The sequence below is a fragment of the Streptomyces humi genome, assembly GCF_001005085.2.
Taxonomy (GTDB): domain Bacteria; phylum Actinomycetota; class Actinomycetes; order Streptomycetales; family Streptomycetaceae; genus Streptomyces; species Streptomyces humi.
In genome coordinates this window covers 1-23,517 of sequence record NZ_LBMU02000094.1, presented here as the reverse complement: position 1 = coordinate 23,517, position 23,517 = coordinate 1, and the positions used below count along the sequence as shown (strand labels likewise).

Annotated in this window: 14 protein-coding genes, 1 tRNA gene and 1 riboswitch; of the genes, 8 read left to right on the top strand and 7 right to left on the bottom strand. The window is 73.1% G+C overall.

All coding sequences use genetic code 11. The features are described 5' to 3' along the window. Window positions 1-21: 21 nt before the first annotated feature. The 3 genes from AAW13_RS36665 to AAW13_RS36655 all read left to right on the top strand — a co-directional run bounded on the left by AAW13_RS36665 (window position 22) and on the right by AAW13_RS36655 (window position 2,732). Window positions 22-95, top strand: a tRNA-Met gene (locus AAW13_RS36665). A 309-nt stretch (window positions 96-404) separates the two neighbouring features. After that, window positions 405-564, top strand: a riboswitch (cyclic di-AMP (ydaO/yuaA leader). A gap of 9 nt (window positions 565-573) precedes the next feature. Continuing rightward, on the top strand, window positions 574-1,608 hold the full coding sequence (locus AAW13_RS36660; RefSeq protein WP_046734471.1) for a M23 family metallopeptidase: 1,035 nt from the start codon (window positions 574-576) through the stop codon (window positions 1,606-1,608). A gap of 161 nt (window positions 1,609-1,769) precedes the next feature. Beyond that, window positions 1,770-2,732: an aldo/keto reductase gene (locus tag AAW13_RS36655; RefSeq protein WP_046734472.1), complete on the top strand. Its 963-nt coding sequence runs from the start codon at window positions 1,770-1,772 to the stop codon at window positions 2,730-2,732. A 343-nt stretch (window positions 2,733-3,075) separates the two neighbouring features. On the opposite strand, the gene AAW13_RS36650 is transcribed toward AAW13_RS36655, so the two are convergent. The 4 genes from AAW13_RS36650 to AAW13_RS36635 form a co-directional block, all read right to left on the bottom strand. After that, window positions 3,076-4,389, bottom strand: coding sequence for a PrsW family intramembrane metalloprotease (locus AAW13_RS36650; RefSeq protein WP_046734473.1), 1,314 nt, complete (start codon window positions 4,387-4,389; stop codon window positions 3,076-3,078). Window positions 4,390-4,399: 10 nt separating this feature from the next. Beyond that, entirely contained in the window at window positions 4,400-5,281 is an 882-nt protein-coding gene (gene trmB / locus AAW13_RS36645; protein ID WP_079179114.1) for a tRNA (guanosine(46)-N7)-methyltransferase TrmB, read from the bottom strand. Between the two features lie 53 nt (window positions 5,282-5,334). Further along, complete coding sequence (gene lhgO / locus AAW13_RS36640) at window positions 5,335-6,555, bottom strand: L-2-hydroxyglutarate oxidase (RefSeq protein WP_046734474.1); 1,221 nt, start codon at window positions 6,553-6,555, stop codon at window positions 5,335-5,337. 152 nt (window positions 6,556-6,707) lie between these two features. Further along, the gene (locus tag AAW13_RS36635) at window positions 6,708-8,132 is read right to left on the bottom strand and encodes an NsdA family TPR-like regulatory protein (protein ID WP_046734475.1); all 1,425 of its coding nucleotides are present in this window, start codon (window positions 8,130-8,132) and stop codon (window positions 6,708-6,710) included. A gap of 725 nt (window positions 8,133-8,857) precedes the next feature. On the opposite strand from AAW13_RS36635, the gene AAW13_RS36630 reads away from it, so the two are divergent. Both AAW13_RS36630 and AAW13_RS36625 read left to right on the top strand, forming a co-directional pair. Next, a complete protein-coding gene (locus tag AAW13_RS36630) occupies window positions 8,858-10,936 on the top strand; it encodes an asparagine synthase-related protein (RefSeq protein ID WP_071659800.1) in 2,079 nt (692 codons plus the stop codon). Window positions 10,937-11,182: 246 nt separating this feature from the next. Beyond that, on the top strand, window positions 11,183-14,470 hold the full coding sequence (locus AAW13_RS36625; RefSeq protein WP_206306340.1) for an AfsR/SARP family transcriptional regulator: 3,288 nt from the start codon (window positions 11,183-11,185) through the stop codon (window positions 14,468-14,470). On the opposite strand, the gene AAW13_RS36620 is transcribed toward AAW13_RS36625, so the two are convergent. Both AAW13_RS36620 and AAW13_RS36615 read right to left on the bottom strand, forming a co-directional pair. Next, window positions 14,457-16,385 (bottom strand): sigma-70 family RNA polymerase sigma factor, encoded by a 1,929-nt coding sequence (locus AAW13_RS36620; protein ID WP_206306339.1) that lies wholly within the window; start codon window positions 16,383-16,385, stop codon window positions 14,457-14,459. The two genes, AAW13_RS36625 and AAW13_RS36620, sit on opposite strands and share 14 nt — an antisense overlap. Before the next feature lie 243 nt (window positions 16,386-16,628). Continuing rightward, window positions 16,629-17,393, bottom strand: a complete 765-nt coding sequence (locus AAW13_RS36615; protein WP_046733525.1) for a TetR/AcrR family transcriptional regulator — start codon at window positions 17,391-17,393, stop codon at window positions 16,629-16,631. Between the two features lie 425 nt (window positions 17,394-17,818). Between AAW13_RS36615 and AAW13_RS36610 the strand changes: the two genes are divergently transcribed. Together AAW13_RS36610 and AAW13_RS36605 are read left to right on the top strand one after the other, a co-directional pair. After that, on the top strand, window positions 17,819-19,198 hold the full coding sequence (locus tag AAW13_RS36610; protein ID WP_046733526.1) for an NAD(P)/FAD-dependent oxidoreductase: 1,380 nt from the start codon (window positions 17,819-17,821) through the stop codon (window positions 19,196-19,198). Between the two features lie 184 nt (window positions 19,199-19,382). Next, on the top strand, window positions 19,383-21,029 hold the full coding sequence (locus tag AAW13_RS36605; protein WP_046733527.1) for an ATP-binding SpoIIE family protein phosphatase: 1,647 nt from the start codon (window positions 19,383-19,385) through the stop codon (window positions 21,027-21,029). A gap of 124 nt (window positions 21,030-21,153) precedes the next feature. Here the strand turns inward: AAW13_RS36605 and AAW13_RS36600 are convergent, their stop codons facing one another. Beyond that, window positions 21,154-22,425, bottom strand: a complete 1,272-nt coding sequence (locus AAW13_RS36600) for an MFS transporter (protein ID WP_206306341.1) — start codon at window positions 22,423-22,425, stop codon at window positions 21,154-21,156. 140 nt (window positions 22,426-22,565) lie between these two features. Between AAW13_RS36600 and AAW13_RS36595 the strand changes: the two genes are divergently transcribed. Then, complete coding sequence (locus AAW13_RS36595; RefSeq protein WP_046733529.1) at window positions 22,566-23,114, top strand: MarR family winged helix-turn-helix transcriptional regulator; 549 nt, start codon at window positions 22,566-22,568, stop codon at window positions 23,112-23,114. Window positions 23,115-23,517 lie beyond the last annotated feature (403 nt).

The following is a 23,517-nucleotide window of genomic DNA, read 5'->3' as shown; positions in this document are numbered from 1 at the left end:
GGCGTATGCTGGTGTCACCGACGCGGGGTGGAGCAGCTCGGTAGCTCGCTGGGCTCATAACCCAGAGGTCGCAGGTTCAAATCCTGTCCCCGCTACTGAAACCCGGGGCCGGAATCCGATCGAGGATTCCGGCCCCGGGTCTTTTTAGGTTCGCGCTCCCCGGTGTCACGCAGGGTGCCCGGACGGCGCCCCTCCGCATCACATCTGAGTCACCATCAAAACGCGTGTGACGCCTGATCCGATCGAAGGGCGTGGCCAACTCGACCGTTTTTGACCGGTCGTGGCAGGTAAGTCCATGCTGTGGAAGCTTAATGATCAAGGCGAATGGCTTGGAATCTGACAGCCGGGTCTATTAACGTTCGATAACGCAGCGCGGTCGTCCCAGCCGTCACCCGAGTCGGCTCCGTGCGCACGCGCCGAATCCCGTCAAGGGAACCGGGGAACCACCACCTTGGGGTGAATCGCACGGCTGCCGCCGAGTACGAAACGGCCGGTATACGCGCGTAGGAGACCTTCCCGCTCCGAACCCGTCAGCTAACCCGGTAGGCGGCGGAAGGAAAGGAGTGCGCCCGCGTGGCGTCCAACCCGTCTGCCCCCACAGCCCCGTTCGCACCCGGTCGGCGTCAGCCCGACACCTTCGGCTACGGCAGCTACCGCAGCGACGAGGGCCCCTGGGAGGAGTGGAACCCCACCGAGGAGTCCCTCGCCCCCGAACGCGGCCGGCACCGGGTCGCCAAGCAGCGCGGCGGCGGACTCGCCCGCAGCTCCACGGTCCTCGGCGTCGGCGTGATCGCCGCCGTCGGCGCGGGCGGCATGGCCAGCGCCAACACCGGCCACCGGCCGGTCTCCATCTCCCTGCCGGACCTGCCCTCCGTCGACTCCCTGCTCGGTGAGGACGGCGGCCACCAGGCGACGCAGACCGCGCTCAGCAGCGTCACCACGACGACCGCCACCGACGCGGACGACTCCGCCGCCGACGCCGGTGAGGCGCTGCGCAGCCGGATCATCGCCCAGGCCGAGCGGCAGCAGAGCCAGCTCGACAGCAAGGCCAGTGCCAAGGCCGTGGCCGCCGCCGACAAGGCGGTCGCCACCGCGGAGGCCAAGGCGGAACAGGCCGCCGCCGCCAAGGCGAGCGACGCCAAGGACAAGGCCGTCGCCGCGGCCAAGCAGAAGGCCGAGCAGGCCCGGCTCGCCGCGCTGGCCAAGCAGTACACGCTGCCGGTCGTGTCGTACACGATCACCGGCACGTTCGGTCAGGCAGGCTCCATGTGGTCCTCCGGCTACCACACCGGCCTCGACTTCGCCGCGCCCACCGGCACCATCATCAAGGCCGTCCACGGCGGCACGATCACCGAGGCGGGCTGGGCCGGGTCCTACGGCTACCGCACGATCCTCACCCTGGACGACGGCACCGAGCTGTGGTTCTGCCACCAGTCCTCGATCGGCGTCAAGGTCGGCCAGAAGGTCGCCACCGGCGATGTCATCGGCCGCGTCGGCGCCACCGGCAACGTCACCGGCCCGCACCTCCACCTGGAGGTCCACCCCGGCGGCCAGGCCACCGGCATCGACCCCATGACCTGGCTCCGCGGCAAGGGCCTCAACCCCTGACGGAACCTCCACCTGTCCCCGGCGGCCCGACGGCCCCCCGACGTCGAGGCCGCCGGTCAGGTGTGTCCGGCACGCCTCGCGCCCGCGCCGGGCCCTCCGCTTTTACGAGAACTTCGTATTGCGTGGGATGGCCAACCTGCCGGTGCGCGTTGGAATGAAGCATGACTGCTTCTTCCGCTTCCCCCGTCCTCCGTAAGCTCGGCGCCTCCGACCTGGAGGTCTTCCCGCTCGCCCTCGGCGGCAACGTGTTCGGCTGGACCGCCGACGAGGCCACCTCCTTCGCCGTCCTCGACGCGTACGCGGCAGCGGGCGGCAACTTCGTCGACACCGCCGACTCCTACTCGGCGTGGATCGAGGGCAACAAGGGCGGCGAGTCCGAGACGATCATCGGCAGGTGGGTCAAGGCCCGCGGCAACCGCGACGACGTCGTGATCGCCACGAAGGTCAGCCAGCACCCCGAGTACCAGGGGCTGTCCGCCGCCAACATCAAGGCCGCCGCCGACGCGTCCCTGCGCCGCCTCGGCACCGACCACATCGACCTCTACTACACCCACTTCGACAAGCCCGAGGTGCCGGTCGAGGAGATCGTCGGAGCGCTGGACGAGCTGGTGCGGGCGGGCAAGGTCCGGCACATCGCCGCGTCCAACATCAGCGCCGAGCGGCTCCAGGAGTCCCTCGACTTCTCCGACCGCGAGGGCCTGGCCCGGTACGTCGCCCTCCAGCCCCACTACAACCTGGTCTCCCGGGACACCTACGAGGGCTCCCTCCAGGACCTCGCCTCCCGCACCGGGCTCGCCGCGGTCCCGTACTTCGCCCTGGCCGCCGGCTTCCTCACCGGCAAGTACCGCCCCGGTACGACGGTCGACAGCGCCCGGGCGGGCGGCGCCGCCAAGCACCTGGAGTCCGAGCGCGGTCAGCGGGTCCTGACCGCCCTGGACGAGGTCGCCGAGGCCCACGCGGCCCCCGTCCCCACGGTCGCCCTGGCCTGGCTGGCCGCCCAGCCCACCGTCGCGGCCCCGATCGCCTCGGCCCGCACGGTGGACCAGCTCCCGGCCCTGCTGGGAGTGGCGGACCTGACCCTGACGGAGACCGACCTGCAAAAACTGACGACCGCTTCGGCCTGACGGTGACGGGACCTGAGGGGGCCTGAGGGTGACGGAGCCTGAGGGGGCCTGACGGTGACGGGGTCTGACGGTGACGGAGCCTGAGGGGGCCTGAGGGGGCCTGACGGTGACGGGGTGGCGGGGCCTGCCGGGGGCGGGGTGGCGGCCCGGCTGCTCTCCGCCCCCTCCTCTCGGCCCCTGCCTTCTCGGCCCCTGCCTTCTTGGCCCCCTGCCTTCTTGGGCCCCGCCTTCTCTTGGCCCCCCGCCTTCTCCGTCGGCCGCTCGCTCGCGTTTCTCTCCGCCGCGGCGGTGTTCAGTCACGAGGGTGCGGCTCGGCGGTGCCAGGCAGGCCACGCCCCCGTGCCTACGACCGGTACGGGTTGTAGGCCGGCGCCGGCACCGCCGACCCGTACCAGGCCGGCGCCCCGTAGACCGGAGTGACCGGGTAGCCGTACCCCGTGCCCGCCGTCCGGGCCGCGTACTCCAGGGCGGGGCGGGCGAGTTCCCGCCGGCTCCACAGCTCGGTCAGCAGTTCCCGTTCCCGTACGACGAAATCGGCCTCCGCCCGCCCCCGCTGCCCCCGGCGCCGCAGCAGCGCCAGCGTCGTCGCGTACCCCTCGTACTCGGCGACCGCCCGCCCCGCCGGCTTCCCGAAGTGGTACGCGGCGTACTCCCGGGCCATCTGCCGGGCCCGCATCGACCCGAGGACGAACGGTTCGGCCGCCCCCAGCCAGCCCGCGTAGACGTACGCGGGCAGCTCCTCCCGCACGGCCCGCAGCTCCCGCTGCCGCGTCCAGATCGCCAGCCAGGTCAGCAGCCCGAACGACGGCACCATGAACATGCCGTACACGGCGAAGAACCCGAACTGCCCGAAGGTCGACGACCCGTTCCAGAACGCGTGCATGCCCATCGCGAGGAGCAGCCCGGCGACCGGCGCCAGCGCCCGCCGCGCCCGCTGCCGTTGCCCGGAGAGCGCGGCGATGCCGAAGCCGATCCCGGTGAGAACGGTGAACAGGGGATGCGCGAAGGGCGACATGACGATGCGTACGAAGAAGGTGGCCGCGGTGACGGAGGCGATCCCGCTGTCACCGGTCAGCTGGTCGGTCCCGAAGGCCGTACCGAGGTAGAGGATGTTCTCGGTGAACGCGAACCCGGTGGCGGTGACCCCGGCTATCACCACCCCGTCGACGATCCCGGTGAAGTCCCGTCTGCGGAACAGGAACACCAGCAGTACGGCGGCCGCCTTCGCGGACTCCTCGACGATCGGCGCTATCACGGTCGCCCCGAGCGTGTTCGCGCCGCTCGGGTCCGCGGTCGCGGTCGCTATCCAGCGCGTCGCGAAGCTGTTGGCGACGATGGCTATCAGCGCGGCCGCGCAGGCACCCCAGGCGAAGGCGAACAGCACGTTCCGCCAGGGGCCCGGCTGTACCCGGTCGAGCCAGCGGAACGCGCCCACCAGCAGCGGCACGGGCAGCACGGCGAGCCCGAGGCCGACGAGGAACCCCTCCGTCCCCGTCTGCTCCCGCACCAGCGCGAGGATGACGAGCCCGGAGACGGCCAGCAGGGTGCCCAGCGCCCCGTACCGCACCCAGCGCCGCTGCCACCAGCGGGGATGCCGCAGGCCCTGGTCGCCGGGGTGCGGGGGGTACGGCGGGTACGGCGGCGAATAGGTGGCCACGGCATCGACCCTAACGAGGTGACTCCAGTCGGTGCTGCTCGCTCTGCCGCACCCGATGCTGTACGCGACGGAAGAGCAGATCGTTCACCACATGTCCCTTGTCCAGTCCCTGACCCTCGAAACGGGTCAGCGGCCGGTACCGCGGACGTGGCGCGAAACCGCCGTCGGCCTGCGTGTTCTCGAACTCGGGATGCGCTTCGAGCACGTCGAGCATCTGCTCGGCGTACGGCTCCCAGTCCGTCGCGCAGTGCACGGTCGCCCCCGGCCTGAGGCGGGTCGCGGCGAGGTCGAGGAACTCGGGCTGGATCAGGCGCCGCTTGTGGTGCCGCTTCTTCGGCCAGGGGTCGGGGAAGTAGACGCGCAGTCCGTCGAGCGAGTCGGGCGTGAGCATCTCCCGGAGCAGGATGATCGCGTCGCCGTTGCCGACCCGGACGTTGGACAGCCCCTGCTGGTCGGCGAGGTTGAGCAGGTTCCCCTGCCCCGGTGTGTGCACGTCCACGGCGAGGATGTTGACGCCCTGGTCCTCGGCGGCCATCTGCGCGGTCGCCTCGCCCATCCCGAACCCGATCTCCAGCACCACCGGGTCGCCGTTGCCGAACAGCTCACCGAGGTCGATGACCCGCTGCCCGTCGATGTCCAGCCCCCACTTGGGCCACAGCCGCTGGAGGGCGTCGGCCTGCCCGGCGGTCACCCGGCTGCGGCGCGGCTGGAAGCTGCGGATCCGCCGCTCGAAGTGCGACCCGGCGGGATCGGCCGTGGGCCCGTCGGGGAACCGGGGTTCCCCCTTGGCCCGGGTGTGCCGGACGGACACCCCGGGGGTGTGGTGGGAGCCGGCGCCGGGGACGGTCCCGGTGGGCTGGGGGGCTTCGTGGGCATTGAGCGAGTCAGACACAGTGCATCCGATTTTACGGCCCGTACCGGACGCGGACGGGCCCCGTGCGGGGGTCACATCGAACCCAGCATCTCCAGCGCCCGCCGCGCCACCTCCCGCCCGATCGGCAGCGAGGCCGTCGCCGCGGGCGAGGGCGCGTTCAGCACGTGCACCGCGCGCGGGCCCTCCTTGATCAGGAAGTCGTCGACGAGTGTGCCGTCCCGCAGCACGGCCTGCGCCCGCACCCCGGCCGCCGTCCGCACCAGGTCCCCCTCGTCCACGGCGGGCAGCAGCCGCCGTACGGCCGTGGTGAACGCCCGCTTCGACACCGACCGGCGCAGCTCCCCGCCGCCGTACCGCCAGTGCCGCCGTGCCAGCGTCCACGAGCCCGGCCAGGCCAGCGTCCCGGCGACCTCCCGGGGCCGTACGACGTTCCACCCGTACCCCTCCCGGGCCAGCGCCGGCACCGCGTTGGGGCCGACGTGGACACCGCCGTCGATCCCGCGCGTGAGGTGCACCCCGAGGAACGGGAACGCCGGATCCGGCACCGGATACACCAGGCCCCGCACCAGCCCCGGCCGTGCCAGCTCGAAGTACTCGCCCCGGAACGGCACGATCCGCATCCCCGGTTCGTCCCCGGTCAGGCGGGCGAGTTCGTCGCAGTACAGCCCGGCGCAGTTCACCAGCACGCGGGCGCGTACGACGTCGCCGCGCGAGGTGAGCACGGCCACGCCCCGCTCCGGCCGCCGGTCCACCCGGACGACCCGCGCGCCGTACCGGATCTCCGCCCCCGAGGCCGTGCCGAGCTGCCGGGCCACCCCCACGAAGTCGCACACCCCGGTCGTCCCGACGTGTATGGCGGCCAGGCCGCGCACCTCCGGCTCGTACTCCCCGATCTGCGCGGCCCCCAGCTCCCGCACCGGTATCCCGTTCTCCCGGCCGCGCTGCACGAGGGCGTGCAGCCGGGGCAGCTCGGCCCGCTCGGTGGCCACGATCAGCTTGCCGGTGACGGCGTGCGCGATGCCGTACTCCGCGCAGAACTTGACCATCTCGGCGGCGCCCTTGACCGCGTACCGGGCCTTCAGCGACCCGGGACGGTAGTAGATCCCGCTGTGGATGACCCCGCTGTTCCGTCCGGTCTGGTGCCGGGCCGCCCCGGCCTCCTTCTCCAGCACGGTGACCCGGGTGCCGGGCGCGGCACGGCTGATCGCGTACGCCGTCGACAGCCCGACGATCCCACCCCCGACGACGAGCACGTCACAGTCGTAAGCGATCCCGGCCCGCACCTGCACCACCTCCCACGTCGATAGTGCACTGCGCCACTGACAGCCACTTCAAACGCACGGTTGGTGAAGCGCCCCGCGAGCGGCGCGTGGAACTGCGCGACCAGCCCCCACACACCCGCACCCGCCTGATCGCATGAACTCGGCGGACGACTGGGCGACCCTCACGCCGGCGCCATCAGCAACGGCCGGGCCCGCTCCCGCAGCTCCACCACCCTCGGCTCGTCCCCGTAGGGCTCCAGCCGGTGCAGCAGATCCTTCACGTACTCCGTCGTCCGTGCCGACGAGATCCGCCCGGCCACCTCCACGGCCCGCACCCCCTGCTCGCACGCCGCGTCGAGGTTTCCGGACTCCAGTTCGGCAACGGCCGACACCACCAGCCGCAGCCCGTGCGACCGCACGAACTCCTCCGTCGGTTTGGACAGCGCCTGCTCGGTGAAGCGCCGTACCTGCCGCGGCGCCTTCAGGTCGCGGTAGCACTCCGCCGCGTCCGCGGCGAACCGGTCGTAGCCGTAGAAGCCGAGCCAGGAGGGGTCGTTGTCCCCCTCCCGGGCCCGCTCCAGCCAGCCCTCCGAGGCCTTCAGCGCGGCGCCCGCGGCCTGTGCGTCACCGGCGCGCGCGTGTGCCCGCGCCTCGACGAGCCGGAAGAAGCTCATGGTCCGCGCCGTCGCCAGTCCCCGGTTGCGCTCCACGGCGGCCTGCGCGAGATCGACGCCCTCGTCGCCGAACCCGCGGTAGGTCGCCTGCAACGACATCGATGCCAGGACATACCCGCCGAGCGGCACGTCCGCGGCGGCGCGGGCGAGCCGCAGCGCCTGGATGTAGTACCGCTGCGCGGCCTCCTGCTGGCCCGTGTCGAACGCCATCCACCCGGCCAGCCGCGTCAGCTCGGCACTCGCCCCGAACAGCGCCCGCCCGACCTCGTCGGAGTACGCGCCGAGCAGCAGCGGTGCCGCCTCCACCCGTAAACACTCCGGCACCATCGAAGAACGCCAGTCGCCGCCCCCGTACTTGGAGTCCCAGCGCCTGGCGTCCTCGGCGGCCTCCCGCAGCTTCTGCACGTCACTGTGGCCGACTTTGAGCGGTGCGCCCGCACCCTCGGCGCCGAAGGCCTCGCGCGCGACCGAACTGTCGGCGGGGGTTATCAGCCAGCGCGAGGCGGGCGTTGCGTATGCGCTCACTGCGAACGAACCGGCCAGCGACTGCCAGATGCCACCCGTGCCGGCCCGGCGGCCGGCGAGGTCGAGACGGTACAGCTCGGTCGCCGACCGCACCGCCTGTCCGACGTCTCTGGGGAAGGCGAGGCCCACTTCGGGCGCGGGGTCCGCGTCCGCCAGGCCGATCTCGTGGAGCGGCACCGGGCGGCCGAGCTTCTGGCCGATCGCGGCCGCGATGAGGTGCGGCGCGGCGCCCTGCGGCACCATGCCCTTCGACACCCAGCGCGCCACCGACGTCTTGTCGTAGCGAAGAGTCAACCCGCGTTGAGCGCCAAGATCGTTGACGCGTCGCGCGAGTCCTGCGTTGCTGATTCCCGCGAGGGCGAGAACGGCGCCGAGCTTTTCGTTCGGCCCGCGTTGCTCCCTGGACATGCGCCACCCCTCGACACAGACGGCTGCCGCGCTGGCATAACCACGCGGCATTCGTAAACCCAGCGTAGTTCGCCGCATCCCAAGCGTTAAGGGGCATTGTTCCGGATGGCGGGATTGTGGTCCGTACGCGAGTGCGGCCCATGTACGCACCGTGCACGGCCCGTCGCGACGTGCCCCCGCCGTGTGGCCGTGCGCCTGGCCGTGCGCTCTTCTCCGGCCATGGGGGGAGCGATTCCATGGTTCTGCGTGGGTCGGCCCGCTGTACTGGATCCAGTGGGCTGGGGGACACCGCCACCTTCATCCCCGCGGGTGGCGGACCGGTCCGGGAGGCGATGCCCGCCTCCCGGACTGTGCGTGTCCGGACGCGCGCGCGTGTGGTGCGCAAAGCATGTACGGAGCGTGCGCAAGCCCGCGCGGCCTTCGCCGATTTGGCCGAAAATCGACCCCGCCTTTCGCGGGCGATCAACGCTCCTACCATGGGAATTGAGGGCGCGAAGGGCGTTCTGGGGGAGCGTACAGGGGGCGCATTCGCGTCGCAGTCGCCTTGTGCCGTACGGCGGTTCGGCTCTTCCGAGGCATCGACGCGGGCCCTCGTCTGCGGCAACTCCCCGCCGTCCGCGCGGGATCAAAGGCACCCCCACCGGCGCTACGAAGCGCGTCCTTCATGGCAGCATGGGGACCCGGTTCGTACCGTGCATGGTTGTCCACAGCCTGTGGAGGCGTCGATGCGGTGGTTGGTGGGATGGAGCAGCACCGCCTCCGGTGCCGCCGCGATCGGCTCCGCCGGCGCCATGGGGCTCGACGGCGAGACCGTCCACCCGGTGGGCTCGATGCTGCTGTGGGGCGACCCGGACCCGCTCTGGGCGGTCGGCGACTGGCGCCCCGACGAGGTGCGCGTCATCAAGGCCGACGCGCAGAACCGCATCGCCGTCCTCGGCACCTGCGGCGCCACCGACGAGGAGCTGCGCCTCGGCCTCTTCACGGCGCGCGGGGGCGCACTCCGGCATCTGACCGCCTGGCCCGGCAGCTACACGGCCGTCGTCCAGGTCGGCCGCCGGGTCACCGTCTGCGGCGACCTCGCGGGCGCCCGCCCGGTCTTCTACAGCCCCTGGGCAGGCGGAACGGCCTACGCGACGGCCGCACTGCCGCTCGCCGACCTCATCGAGGCCAACCTCGACTACGGCCACCTCGCCGCGCTGCTCGCCGCCCCCGACGTGCCCGCGGCGCTGCACGACTCCACCCCGTACGAGGGGGTGCGGCGCATCCCGCCGGGCCATGCGCTCATCCTGCGCACCGGGGCGCGCGAGGTGGCCGGCTACGAGCAGGTCGCCTCGCTGGCCGTCGCCGCCCCCTCCGCCGATCCCGACAGCGCCGTGGACGCCGTACGGGACGCACTCGTAGAAGCCGTACGCGCACGGCTGTCGGCACCCCGGCACGTCCCGGACATCGACCCTGGTCCGGTGCCCGGAATGGGTCCCGCCGAGCGGCGCGCGGCCCGCGGGATGCCGGTCCCGGGCATCGGCGCGGACCTCTCGGGCGGCCCGGCCTCGGGGACGCTGGCGCTGCTCGCCGCCGGCCTGCCCGGCATGCCGGGCACCGTTCTCGGCCACGGCACGGGCGCCGGGGAGCGCCTTCTCGCCGTCACCTTCAACGACCTCGCCGTGGCCGGCCGCGAGTCGGAACTCGAACGGGCGGGCACCCTGGCGGCCAACCCGCGTCTGCACCACGTGGTGGTGACCGGCGGGGAGGAGATCCTCCCGTACGCCGACCTGGACGGCCCGCTCACCGACGAACCGGGGCCGTCCCTGATCTCCGCGGCCCGGCACCGCGCCCGGCTCGCCGCGGGCAGCGCCGACCACTTCACCGGCTACGGGGCCCGCCAGGTCCTGGACGCGCACCCGGCCCGCCTCGCCGACCTGCTCATGGACCGCAAGCGGCGCCACCTGGTGCGCCCGGTGGCCGCCCTCGCCAAGGCCGACGGCTCGGTGATGGTCCCCGCGCGTGTGTACAGCGCGGCGCGCAGACTGGCGCGCACGCCGTACCGCGCGGGCGTCGAGTCCCTGGCCGAGCGCCTGCTGCGGCGCCGCTTCGACGACCCCGGAGGCGCGGTCGGCGCCTCCCTCGCGGCGCTCACCTGGGCGAGACCCGGCCCGGCGGCGCGCTGGCTGACGGGCGAGGCGCTGGCAGAAGTATCGGTTCTCCTCCAGGGTTCGGCGAACCGCTCCGGCGTCGGACCCGGACAGCGCCCCGGAGACTACCGCGCGCGGGCGGCACTGGCCCGGCACGCGGCCGACATCCGAGTCCTGGAACAGGCCGCCGAGATCCGTTCCCAGCGCCTGCACACCCCTTTCCTCGACAACCAGGTGGTCCGCGCCTGCCGCGCCCTCCCCGAGGCGCTGCGCGTCCAGCCGGGCGCCCGCGCGGCCATCCTCCGCACGGTCCTGGAGGGCGCCGGCGTCACCGACCTGCCGCCGGGCTGGGGCGCCCCCTCCCACGCGTCCTCGGCGGCCGCCACCCGTACGGGGCTGCGCGTGGCCGCCGACGACCTGATCGACCTCTTCGCCACGCCGTTGCTGGCACAGGCGGGGCTGGTGGAGGCGAGGGTGGTCCGCAAGGCGCTGCGCGCGGCGGCGGCGGGTGAACCGCTGCCGCTGGACGGCCTGGCCGACCTGGTCTCCCTGGAGCTGTGGCTACGACGGCTGCTGTCCCGCCGGGGCACCTGCTGGACGGGCACACCGGCACGCGCGCGTGCGGTACCGGCGGGGGTGCGGCCGATGCGGGGGGCACTGGCCTCGGGGACGTGACCCGTCGAGACGGGCTGCTCTCCCTGGGGGCGGCCCCCCCGGACCCCGGCTTCCGAAAGGACACCCCGGATTCCGCCTGCGAGCCGACGGGCGCTGATCGCGCAGTCCCTCCCGCGGCCTTCGACCGGCGGAGGCAGCCCGCCGGCGCCGGTGAGTGTCCTCCGCCCGGCCCTTGCCCGGGGCGGCCGGGAAACGCCGGGTCCGAAACTCCGTGCCCCAGTTGCTCCGCCCGGCGACAATGACCCGGTGCGGTACCGAATTCTGGGCGTGGCCCAAGTCGACGACGACCAGGGCGCTCCCATATCCGTCGGCGGCCCCCGCCTCCGCGCGCTGCTCACCGTCCTCGCCCTGAACCCCGCCCGCACCCTCACCCCCGACACCCTCGTCGAGGAGATCTGGGCGGCGGAGGACGCCCCGCCCCAGGACGCCCCCGCCGCCCTCCAGGCCCTCGTCGGCCGGCTCCGCAGGACCCTCGGCAAGGACAGTGTCATCTCCACCCCCGGCGGCTACCGCCTGGCCGCCGCCGAGGACGACATCGACCTGCACGTCTTCGAGCGCCGGGTCCGCGAAGGCACCGAGGCCCTGGCCGGCGGCGACCCGGCGACCGCCCACCGCGTCCTCACCGAGGCCCTCGCCCTGTGGCACGGACCCGCCCTCGCCGACCTGCCGGACCGCGCGACGGCCGCCGCCCGCCCGGAGGCGCTTCGCATGGAGGCCACCCGCGCCCGCGCCGACGCCGCCCTCCGTCTCGGCCGCGCCCTCGGCGTCGTACCGGAGCTGACCGAACTGACCGGCGCCCACCCGTACGACGAACCGCTGCACGCCCTCCTGATCCGCGCCCTGCGCGACAGCGGCCGCCCGGCGGAGGCCCTCGCCGCGTACGAGACCGCCCGCCGCGCCCTCGCCGACGGCCTCGGCACCGACCCCGGCCCGGAACTGCGGGCACTGCACGAGTCGTTGCTGACACCGGGACCCGTGCCGCTCGCCGCGCCCCCGCCCCGCACCGGCAACCTCCGTCCACGCCTTACCTCTTTCGTGGGCCGGGAACCCGAACTCGAAGCCGTTCGTTCCGAATTGCACAGGGCCCGTCTCGTCACCCTCACCGGACCGGGCGGCTCCGGAAAGACCCGTCTCGCCGAGGAGGCCGCCGCCGGGCTCCCGCAGGCATGGCTGGTCGAGCTCGCCCCGCTCGACCGGCCGGAGGCGGTGCCGGGCGCGGTGGTCAGCGCGCTCGGCCTGCGCGAGACCGTGCTCAGGACCAACGAGCTGGCGGCCCCGCAGGCCGACCCCACGGCCCTGCTGGTCGAGTACTGCGCACGGCGCAGCCAACTCCTGATCCTTGACAACTGCGAACATGTCATCGAAGCGGCGGCCGCCCTCGCCGAGACCCTGCTCACCCGCTGCCCGGGGCTCACGATCCTCGCCACCAGCCGTGAACCCCTGGGCGTCCCCGGCGAGTCGGTCCGCCCGGTCGAGCCCCTCGCACCCGAGCAGGCGCACCGCCTGTTCGAGGAGCGTGCCGCCACCGTCCGCCCGGCCGCCGCCGTACTGCCGGACGAGGCGGCGGCGGTCGACGAGATCTGCCGCCGCCTGGACGGACTGCCGCTGGCGATCGAGCTGGCGGCGGCCCGGCTGCGACTGCTGACGCCCCGGCAGATCGCCGACCGGCTCGACGACCGCTTCCGCCTGCTCACCTCCGGCAGCCGTACGGTCCTGCCCCGCCAGCAGACCCTGCGCGCGGTCGTCGACTGGTCCTGGGACCTGCTCGACGAGCGGGAGCGGACGGTCCTGCGCGAGGTGTCCGTCTTCGCCGGCGGCTGGGACCTGGCGGCGGCGGAGGCCGTGTGCACGGGCCCCGCGGCCGACCTGATCGGCGCGCTCGTCGACAAGTCCCTGATCGTCGCCGCCCCGGAGGCACCGGAGGGCACCGGCGGTATGCGCTACCGCATGCTGGAAACCATCCACGAGTACGCCGTGGAGCGGGCGGCCGAGGCCCCCGGGCTGCGCGCCGCGGCGGAGCTGCGGCACCGGGCGTGGGTGCGCGCCCTGGTGGAGGAGGCCGAGCCGAAGCTGCGGTCCGGGGAGCAACTCCCCTGGATCCGCCGACTGGAGACCGACCTGGACAACATCCGCGCCGCCCTCGACCGCGCGGTGCACGCGGGCGACGAGGTACAGGCGGGCGCGATCGTGATGGCCGTCTGCTGGTTCTGGTGGCTGCGCAACTACCGCCAGGAGGCGATGGCCTCGGTGCGCGCGGTGCTGCGCCTGGGCATCGCCCGGGACGCCCTGCCCGAGGGCGCCGGCCCGGACGAACTGCGGGCGCTCGCCGCCACGGCCGACCCGGTCGGCGCGCTGCTGGCCGTCTCCGAGGAGGTGGCGGCCGCGCATCCGCTGCACGAGCTGCGCATGGACCTGCGGCTCTACGACCTCTTCCTGATGTCCGAGGCCGACCCCGCGGACATGCTGTCGGACACCCGGGTCCGGCCGTACCTCGCCCGGGTACGCGCCGCCTACGAGGGCGGCGGCCCGTCCGCCGCGCGGCTGCCGGGCCTCATCTGGCCGCTGACCGCCTGGTTCCTGGGCGGCCCGGCGGACATCGGCCCCGACATGGCCGCCGTCGTCGCCAACTGCCGGGTGCACGGCGGGGCCTGGGAGGTCGGCGTCACGCTGATGTACCGCACCCACGTCCGGGTCGACTCGCCGGGCAACCTGCGGGGTGTCGACGAGGACCTGGCCGAGCTGCGGGTCCTCAGCCGGCGGGTCGGGGACCGCTGGATGCGGGCCCAGGTGTGCAGCGCGGCCGGCGAGGCGGACATGGCGCGGGGCAGGTACGGCAGGGCGACGGGCGAGTACGAGGAGGCGCTGCGGCTCGCCCACGAGGTGGGCGCGTACGCCGAGACGCCGTTCCTGCTCGCGCGGCTCGCCGAGATCTCCCTCCGGTCCGGCGACCGGGCTGGCGCCAGGGCCGTCCTGGACCGCGCGGACGACGCCTCCGAGCGGTACGGGGTGGCGGAGACGAAGGCCTACGTGGCGCTGCTGCGGGCGAGCCTCGCCCACCAGGAGGGGGACGTCGTCCTGGCCCACGCGTCCTACGAGGCCGCTCGCGCGGCCACGGCCGGCGGTACCCCGCCCCCGCAGTTCCTGGCGGCGTTCCACGGGGTCGAGGCGCTGCTCGTGGCCGGGGAGCACGGCCCGGCACGGGCCCTGCCGATCGTGGCCGACGCGCTGCGCGAGGCGGTGGAGCAGCGGTGCGCCGAGGGCATCACGGCGGCCCTCGCGGACATCGGCGCCGACCTGCTGGCCCGGCTCGGCGACCTGGCGGGCGCGGTACGGCTGTACGCGGCCGCCGACCACTGGCGTGACGGGAGCCCGCGGCCCGAACCGGAGCGCACCCGCGCCGAGGAGGTCGACGTGGCCGCCCGCGCGGTGCTGCCCCCGCCGCGCTACACGGCCGAGCGCTCCCGTGGCGCGTCCCTCACCACGGAGGACGTCCTGAGCGAGCTGGGCAGGGCTCCGACGGCTACCGGCAGCTGAACTTCGACTCGGCCCAGTCGGCGAGCGCCAGTGTGTCGAAGGCGCCGTTCTCCGGCTCGACCACCAGACGCACGGTCCCGCGTCCCGTGAGGTCCACATGGACGGGTACGGCGGCCTGTCCACCCTCGACCACCGCGGACCGCCACAGCCGTACCCCGTCCGCGTAGACGGCGAAGGTGACCCGGCCGAGGCCGAGGGTCATGTCGTCGACCCCGGCCATCGCGTCGTAGGCGGTGCACTGCCGGTTGAGGTCGACGGTGACGGAGGACCGGCCGTGCACGGTGACGCCCGGCTTGTACTGCTTGTCGGCGACCGTCACGCCGTAGCGCTGCCACACCCAGCTGCTCTCGCCGAGCCGGATCTCGGGCCGGGTGCCGTCGCCGATGACGTCGAAACGCAGCTCGCTCAGCTGGTAGGCGACCGGGGCGGGCGGTGGCGTGGGCGGCGGGGTGGGTGCGGGCGTCGGTTCCGGACTGGGCGCCGGGGCCGAGGTGGGGGCCGGGGTGGGGGTCGGGCTCGGCTTCGGGCGCGGCGCGGGCTTCGGAGCCGGGGGCCGGGGAGGCGTGGGTGTCGGGGTCGGGGCCGGCTCGGGGGCGAGGACCACCGGCGCGGCCGCCGGCTGCTTCCTCGACGGGGCCGGGGCCGGTGTCTCCGGCTGGACGGCCGGTCGGGAGGGGGTGGGTCTCGCGATCTCCTTCGCCGGGTGGCTGTCGTTCGTCAGGGCGAGGGCCACGGCGGCGATCGCCGCGGCGACCACGCCGGCGGCGACACCGGCCTTCACCGGCGCCCCCAGCCCCTCGGCGGCGGCCCCGCCGCCCGCTCCGCCGCCGGACGAACCGCCCGTCGCGGCGGCCGCGCCGGCGGCCCCGGCGCCGGTGCCGCCCGCGACGATCGCGAGCGCCTTGGCGTACCCGGCGGCCCCGAACCAGCCGATGACCGCGACCGGCACGACGGCCGGGATACCGGCGGCGACCTCCTCGATCTGGGCGGCGGCCAGCCGGCACTTGGCGCACTCCTCCAGATGCTTGCGCAGCCCCCGCTCCGCGCGGATGCGCAGCTTCCCGCGGGCGTAGCCGCCGAGCTGGTCGGCGTAGCGGGCGCACGCCTCGTCGTCGATGAGGGAGGCACCGACGTGGGCCTGGAGGTAGGCCTGCTTCAGTCCCTCGCGGGCCCGGCTGGCGAGCACCCGGGTTCCGTTGGCGTCGAGCCCGAAGAGGGTGGCCACCTCGCTCGGCGACTCGTCCTCGACCTCGGTGTGCCAGAGCACGGCCTGCCAGCGCTCGGGCAGCGAACGGAAGGCCCGCATCGCCATGGACTGCTCGGCCTCGTGCATCGCGCGGACGTCGGCACCCAGGTCGAGGGTGTCGGCGTCGCCCGCCTCGGAGCCGTGCGCGGCCTGCGCCGCGAACACCGCGAAGTCGTCGACCAGTTGCTCGCGCCGGGCCGACCTGATCCACTGCGCCGCCACCCGCCGTACGGCGGTGAGCAGATAGGCGCGTACCGCGTGCTCGGGGCCGTGACCGCCGCGCACCGCCTGGAGCATCCGGGCGAACACCTCGGCGGTCAGGTCGTCGGCGGTGTGCGCGTCCCGGCAGCAGCCGCGCGCGTACCGCCGTACCGCGTCGGCGTGCCGCCGGTACAGCTCCGCGTACGCCGAGTCGTCGCCGCCCCGCATGCGTTCGATCAGCTGGCTGTCGGCGGGCGGCAGTTCCCGGGGCGGCGGCAGCACGCTCCCGTCGCGCTGTGGCGGAACGTTCCCCTCCGGCGGGGGGCCCGGGTGCGGCACGCCCGGGTGGGGGCCGGCCGGGTGGGGGCCGGCCGGATGCGGCACATCGGCACGTCCGCCCTGGCTCGGCACCTGCGGCGAGGCCGTCCCGTCCCCGACGGAGGACTCGTCCCATCCGTCAACGCTCACTGCGGACGCCCCCGATGCCTGCCCGAACCGACCGAATCACCGGGTCAGACTCCCACAGAGGCCCCTGTTCCGGCCCCGGGAGACGAACGGACCACTCGTCCGAGCGCACTTGTCAATGCGCCGCACTGATGATCACCCGTTCGGGGAAGCATCAACTGTCGTGCCCCGCAGAGGGCGCGCGGCGGCAACCGCAGTGCGGCCACCGCCGCGACCACGCAGCGTCAGGTCCGGGACCGCGCACCGTCAGGTCCGGGACCGCAGCCCCTCCAGCAGGATGTCCAGCAACCGGGACGAAGCAGCCGCCTGCTGCGCGGCGTCCGGCAGCGACGGCGCCGCCGTGGCGATCACCAGCAGCACGTCGGAGACGGAGACGTCCGGCCGGAGCTCGCCCGCCGCCCGCGCCCGGTCCACCAGCCGCCCCACCACCTCGAGAAGCGCGGCCGCCCCCGCGTCGTCGGCGTCGGCCACCGGCTCCTCGGCCACCAGCCGCAGCTCACCGGCCCCCGGCTGGGTGCGCTGCTGCGGCACCCGGGCCTCCTCGGCGCCAGCACCCGGGGCGCCGACCTCCTCAGGGACCCCGACCCGCAGCACCTGCGGCGGCAGCAGCCGCCCCGCGCCCGACGCCACCGACGTACGGAGGAAGCGCGACAGCGCCGACCACGGCTCGTCCTCCTGACCGAGCGCGGCCCGCGCCTGGTCGGTCAGCCGGGAGGTCTCCTCCTCGGCTATCCGCCGTACCAGCACGTCCTTGCTCGGGAACCGCCGGTACACCGTGCCGACGCCGACCCGGGCCCGCCGCGCCACGTCCTCCATCGGCGCGCCGTACCCGAGTTCGCCGAAGACCTCGCGGGCGGCCCGCAGCACGTGCTCCAGATTGCGCTGTGCGTCCACCCGCAGCGGCGTCGTACGCGGCCCGTCACCGCGTCCGTTGCCCGGCGCCGCGCCCACCGCTCCGCCGCCCGGTGCGAGGGCGGAAGCCGTTGACCAGTGTGTGTCCTGAATGTGCATCTGTGTTCCCCCGGTTAATGACGTCTCCCCCCGGAGACTCTCCCCGCCACTGATAGCCGGAGCGAGCGGAACTGACGCCGGTCCATGACCGACCGACAACCGGACCATGACCGATCCATGGACCGTCGGCCGGGCGGACCGCCCGTCGCGGGCCGTTCGACCACATCCCCTACACCCCGTCGACACACGAACATAGTTGAGAGACTGTCAATTCAGAAGGGGGACGTTCCGCACGGAGCGCCCCCCGATCGGAGTACGAGTCGTCTACGCCCCGATTCGGTGCCTTCGCACCCCCACGCCCGCCCCCGCTGACCTGGCCCCTTTCGTCCGGTCCTGACCGTACTCCCGATGCCCCGCGCGGCCGCCCGCCGGTCACACAAATTGTCGGGGCTGTGGACAAACAAGAGTCACGGGTGCGTCATGGGATGGTGAAGGAACGTGCGCGCATTCTCGTTGTCGGCGGCGGCTACGTCGGGATGTACACGGCCCTGCGGCTGCAACGGAGACTGAAGCGGGAGCTCAGCCGGGGTGAGGTCGACATCACCGTCGTCGCGCCCGATCCCTACATGACGTACCAGCCGTTCCTTCCGGAGGCGGCTGCGGGTTCGATTTCCCCTCGTCACGTCGTCGTACCCCTGCGGCGCGTTCTGGACCGGTGCCATGTCGTCATCGGCGAGGTGACGGCCGTGGAACACGCCAGGCGGACCGCCGCCGTCAGCACGCTCGCCACCGCCGAGGAGCGAAAAGGCGCCACTTTTCTGGAGTACGACGAACTGGTCCTCGCGCCCGGCTCGGTCGCCCGCATCCTGCCCGTCCCCGGTCTCGCCGAGCACGGCATCGGCTTCAAGACCGTCGAGGAGGCCATCGGGCTGCGCAACCACGTCATCGAGCAGATGGACATCGCCTCCTCCACCCGCGACCCCGCGATCCGCGACGCCGCCCTCACCTTCGTCTTCGTCGGCGGCGGCTACGCGGGCGTGGAGGCCCTCGGTGAACTGGAGGACATGGCCCGCTACACCGCGCGGTACTACCACAACATCCGGCCCGAGGACATGAAGTGGATCCTCGTCGAGGCCACCGACCGGATTTTCCCCGAGGTCGGCCACGAACTCGGCCGCTACACCATCACCGAACTGCGCGGCCGCAACATCCAGGTACTGCTCGGCACCCGCCTCGAATCCTGCGTCGACCGCGTCGCCGTCCTCAGCGACGGCCAGCGCTTCCCGACCCGCACCCTCGTCTGGACGGCCGGCGTCAAACCGCACCCCCTGCTCGCCGCCACCGACCTTCCGCTCACCGCGCGCGGGCGGCTGAAATGCACTGCCGAGCTGACCATCGACGGCGCCGACCACGCGTGGGCCGCGGGCGACGCCGCCGCCGTCCCCGACGTCACCGCCCCCGAACCCGGAACCGAGACCGCCCCCAACGCCCAGCACGCGGTCCGCCAGGCCAAGGTCCTCGGCGACAACATCGTGCACACCCTGCGCGGTGAACCCCTCGACACCTACGAACACGCCTACGTCGGCTCGGTCGCCTCCCTCGGCCTGCACAAGGGCGTCGCGCAGGTCTACGGGCGCAAGCTGAAGGGCTACCCTGCCTGGTTCATGCACCGCGTCTACCACCTGAGCAGGGTGCCCACCTTCAACCGCAAAGCCCGCGTGCTCGCCGAATGGACCCTCTCCGGGCTCTTCAAACGGGAGATCGTCTCGCTCGGATCACTCGAACATCCCCGAGCGGAGTTCGAACTCGCGGCCGGTGGAAAGCCTCCTCACAGTCCCTCCGGCGACTCGAACGGGTCGTCCTGACGGAACTCAGGAACTCCACGGCCCGCCCCGGCGTCTGACGAATGTCGCCGCCCACGGCCACCCTGCCAGACTGCCCTGCGACCGAGCACAAGGCTTCTCCCCAGAACTGCACCGGGGGACCTCCCCCGGACTCCCCGGCCGCTCCCGTTAGCCGGCCGGAGACGACGACACGAGGCAAGGATTCGTGAACTTCACGCGCTGGAGCGCCCGGCTCCCCGGAACGCAGCGCCGCGCCGCAGCGCGGACCGAGCACACGGTCCCTACGGACCGACGGGGAGAAGGCTCCGTGCCGGCTGCCCGCGCCGAACAACTGACCGACGACCCGCCCTGTGTTCCCGCCGTCGACGAACTGCCCGCCCGCGACGTCCTTGACCACGTGCCGGCCCTGGTCGCCCTCGTCCACGGCCCCGACCACCACATCGCCTACGTCAACGACGCCTATACGACGGCATTCGGCGTACGCCCCCTGGGCACCCCGGCGCGCGAATCCCTGCCCGAACTCGCCGAGCTCGGTCTCCTCCCGCTCCTCGACCAGGTGCTCCGCAGCGGCAAGCCCCGCACACTCAAGTCCCGCAAGGCACTCGACGGCCGCACCTACACGTTCACCTGCACCCCCGTCGTCGAGAACGACGACCGCGACGGCGGCGTCCTGCTCTTCGCCACCGACGTCACCGACCACGCGGAAGCGGCCGAGCGGCTGCGCGCCAGCGAACGCCGCCAGCGCGAGACGGCGGTCACCCTCCAGCGCAGCCTGCTCCCGCAGGAACTCGAACAACCGGACGACCTGCGTATCGCCGCCACCTACCAGCCCGGCGGCACCGAAGCCGCGGTCGGCGGTGACTGGTACGACGTGATCACCCTCGGCGGCGGCCGCACGGCCCTCGTCATCGGTGACGTCATGGGCCGCGGCGTGCGCGCGGCGGCCGTCATGGGCCAGCTCCGGACCGCGGTCCGCGCCTACGCCCGTCTGGACCTCCCCCCGCACGAGGTCCTCCAGCTCCTCGACGGCCTCGCCGCCGAGATCGACCCCAACCAGATCGCCACCTGCGTCTACGCCGTCCACGACCCGAACGAGGGCCGGCTGGTGTACGCCTCCGCCGGTCACCTGCCGATCCTGGTCCGCGACGAGAACGGCGCCGTGCTGCGCACCGACGAGCCGACGGGACCGCCGCTCGGTACCGGCGGCTGGATCCACGCCTCGGGCTCGGTGCCGCTGGGACCCGGCTCCACGGCCGTCCTCTACACGGACGGCCTGGTGGAACGCCGTGACGAGGACCTGGACGAGGGCATCGCGGCGCTGGAACGCGCGCTCGCGGGAGCGACCGGTACCCCGCAGGTCGTCTGCGACCGCCTGGTCCGCTCCGCCGGCGTCACGGCCGACCACTACGACGACGTCGCCGTGCTGGTCCTCCAGCACCCGGCCCGCACGGGCCCGGACGGCGAGCTGTTCCGCAACGCCGCGCTGGAACTCCTCGGCGGCATCGAGGCGGCGCCCCGCGCGCGGGCGTTCGCCTCCGGCGTGCTGACCAGTTGGCGCTTCCCGGCGGACCTCCACGACCTGGGCGTCCTCGCCACGAGCGAGCTGGTCGCCAACTCCCTCCAGCACGGCACCCCGCCCATGCGGCTGCGGCTCCGCCGCACCGACCGCCGGCTGATCATCGAGGTGACCGACGGCGACGACCACCTGCCGCGACGCAGACGCGCGGAACCGGCGGACGAGTCGGGCCGGGGGATCGACATCGTGGCGACGATCGCGTCCGGGTGGGGGGCGAGAAGAACCCCCGGCGGCGGCAAGGCCGTGTGGTGCGAGTTCGTACTGCCCAAGGGGTAGCGCCGGGCGGCCGTCGGGCGGGCGCGGGTGCGTCGTGGTTGCTCGCGCGGTTCCTCGCGCCCCTTGGCGGGGGCGCTGCATCCGGCAAGCGCTGGTGAGTGTGCCGCCCCGGCGCCCGCCACCACTACGCGGAGACGGACTCCGTGGTTGCGCCGCCCCGTGCCACGACCTTGGTCCTGGTGGCGAGCCAGGGCTGGTCCTGGGCTGTGGTCAGCCGCTTGCCGAGACGTATCGCCAGGACGCTGATGCCCAGTGAGAACAGCAGGAACGTCACGATGTACGGCGCCGGCAGCGAGGCCGCCAGCGGGCCGCCCACCGCCGGGCCGACCGCCAGCGCCAGCTGCTTCACCAGGGCGAACGCCGAGTTGTACTGGCCGGCCATCCCGGACGGCGCGAGGTCGGCCACCAGCGGGGCCACCGTCGGCGACAGCATCGCCTCACCCAGCCCGAACAGCGCGTACGTCGACACGAACGCGGCCGTCGCCATTTCCTGGCTGCCATGGCCCAGCCCCGCGTACCCGGCCACGACCCATGCCACGGCCCAGATCAGCCCGACCCCGGCGATCACCCGCGACCGCCGCCGACGCTCCACGAACCTGAGCACGGCGAACTGCGCGACGACGATCATCAGCGTGTTCGCGGCCAGCGCGGTCCCCAGCGCGGACGTCGATATCCCCGCCGCCTCGACGCCGTACGCGCTCAGCCCGGACTCGAACTGTCCGTAGCACGCGAAGAACAGCACGAAGCCCAGCACGGACAGCTGCACCATCGCCCGGTTCTCCAGCAGCCGCTTCCAGCCGCCCTTCGCGGCGGAGGCCGGAGCGTCCGCGATCCGCGGCGAGTGCGGCGTACGCACCGTCGACATCACCACGACCAGCAGCAGGAACATCGCCGCCTCGATCGCGAAGAGGAGCGTGAAGGACGAGACCCGGGTCGTGTCGACGAGGTGACCGCCGATGAGACCACCGACGCCAAGGCCGAGGTTCTGAAGGAAGAACTGGGTCGCGAAGGCCCGCGACCGGCTCTCGGCCGACGAGCAGTCCACGATCATCGTCGCCAGCGCCGGCTGCATCACGGCCTGCCCGGCCCCGAGCAGCGCCGCGGCGCCCAGCACGGCCGGTGCGTTTCCCGCCAGGCCCAGGCTCAGCGCCCCGACCGCCGCGGTGACCAGGGCGGCGACCAGGACCGGCAGTGGGCCGCGTCGCACGATCGCCCGGCCGGCCAGCGGCAGGACCATCAGCGCGGCCACGGCGAAGACGGCGAGCACGAGCCCCGCCGTCATGGCACCCAGTCCCCGCACCTGCGCCACATAGACGTACAGGTAGGGGACGGTGAAGCCGAGCCCGAACGCGCTGAGTGCGTTGCCCACGTGGATCCGGCGCATCGCTGCGCCCATCGCCCTGGTCACGTTCACCTCTCTCAGGTAGTCAAGTCCCGGACTGCTGAAGTCTGAAGACTTAGAAGCTAAAGTTCGATGCTAAAGAGTACATCTCGAAGGACTTCAACGCCAAGCGCGTCCGTGCGATACTTCGACCCATGGCCGACACCCCCGGCGCCGGCGAGCCGACACTCGACGAACAGATCGCCGCCTACCAGCGCGAGTTCCAGGACCTCGACCCGCAGGTCGAGCAGGTCGTCTCGGCGCTGTCCCGGCTCAACCGCCGGATGAACGTGGCCTACGGCCGCCAGACCGCCGCCCTCGGCATCAGCAACGCGGAGTGGGAGGTCCTCAAGGCCCTCGTTCTCTCCGGTGCCCCCTACCGCCTGGGCCCCAGCGATCTGGCCAAGCGCCTCGGCCTCACTCCGGCCGCCATGACCCACCGCATCGACCGGATGGTCGCCGAAGGGCTCGTCACCCGGGAGAGGGACGAGAACAACCGCGTCCGGGTGATCGTCGAGCTGACCCCCGAGGGCCGTGAGAAGTGGCTGGAGGCCATGCGCCTGGCCTCCGTCTTCGAGGAGGACCTGCTCCAGGACCTCTCACCGGCGGAACGGGCCGTGCTCGGCGAGGTCCTCACCAGGCTGCTGCGCCGCGTGGAGCACGCTCAGCCCGACGCCGGTGGCCGGCTCACCGACCTGGACTAAAAGATCTTGACAAGGGGTGCTTGACACGCCCCGGACCGATCCGTAGAGTTCTTCGGGTTGCCGCCGAGCCGGAACGGTTCTCCGGCGACACATCCGCCGCCTCGAGCGGCACCTCAAACCACAGCACGATCTCCTGACGGGATTGTTTTCGGCGTGCCCGAATTCAATTCGAATAGGGACCGGCGGCCCCGATTGGGAATCGCCGAGCGGATCCGCTAAGGTTTGGGACGTCGGAACGGCCCAACGGCCGGGAAGGCAACTCCCGCTGACTGGGAATCAGACGCCGAAAGGATCTGATAGAGTCGGAACCGCCGGAAAGGGAAACGCGAGAGCGGAAACCTGGAAAGCACCGAGGAAATCGGATCGAGAAAAGATCTGATAGAGTCGGAAACACCGAAGGGAA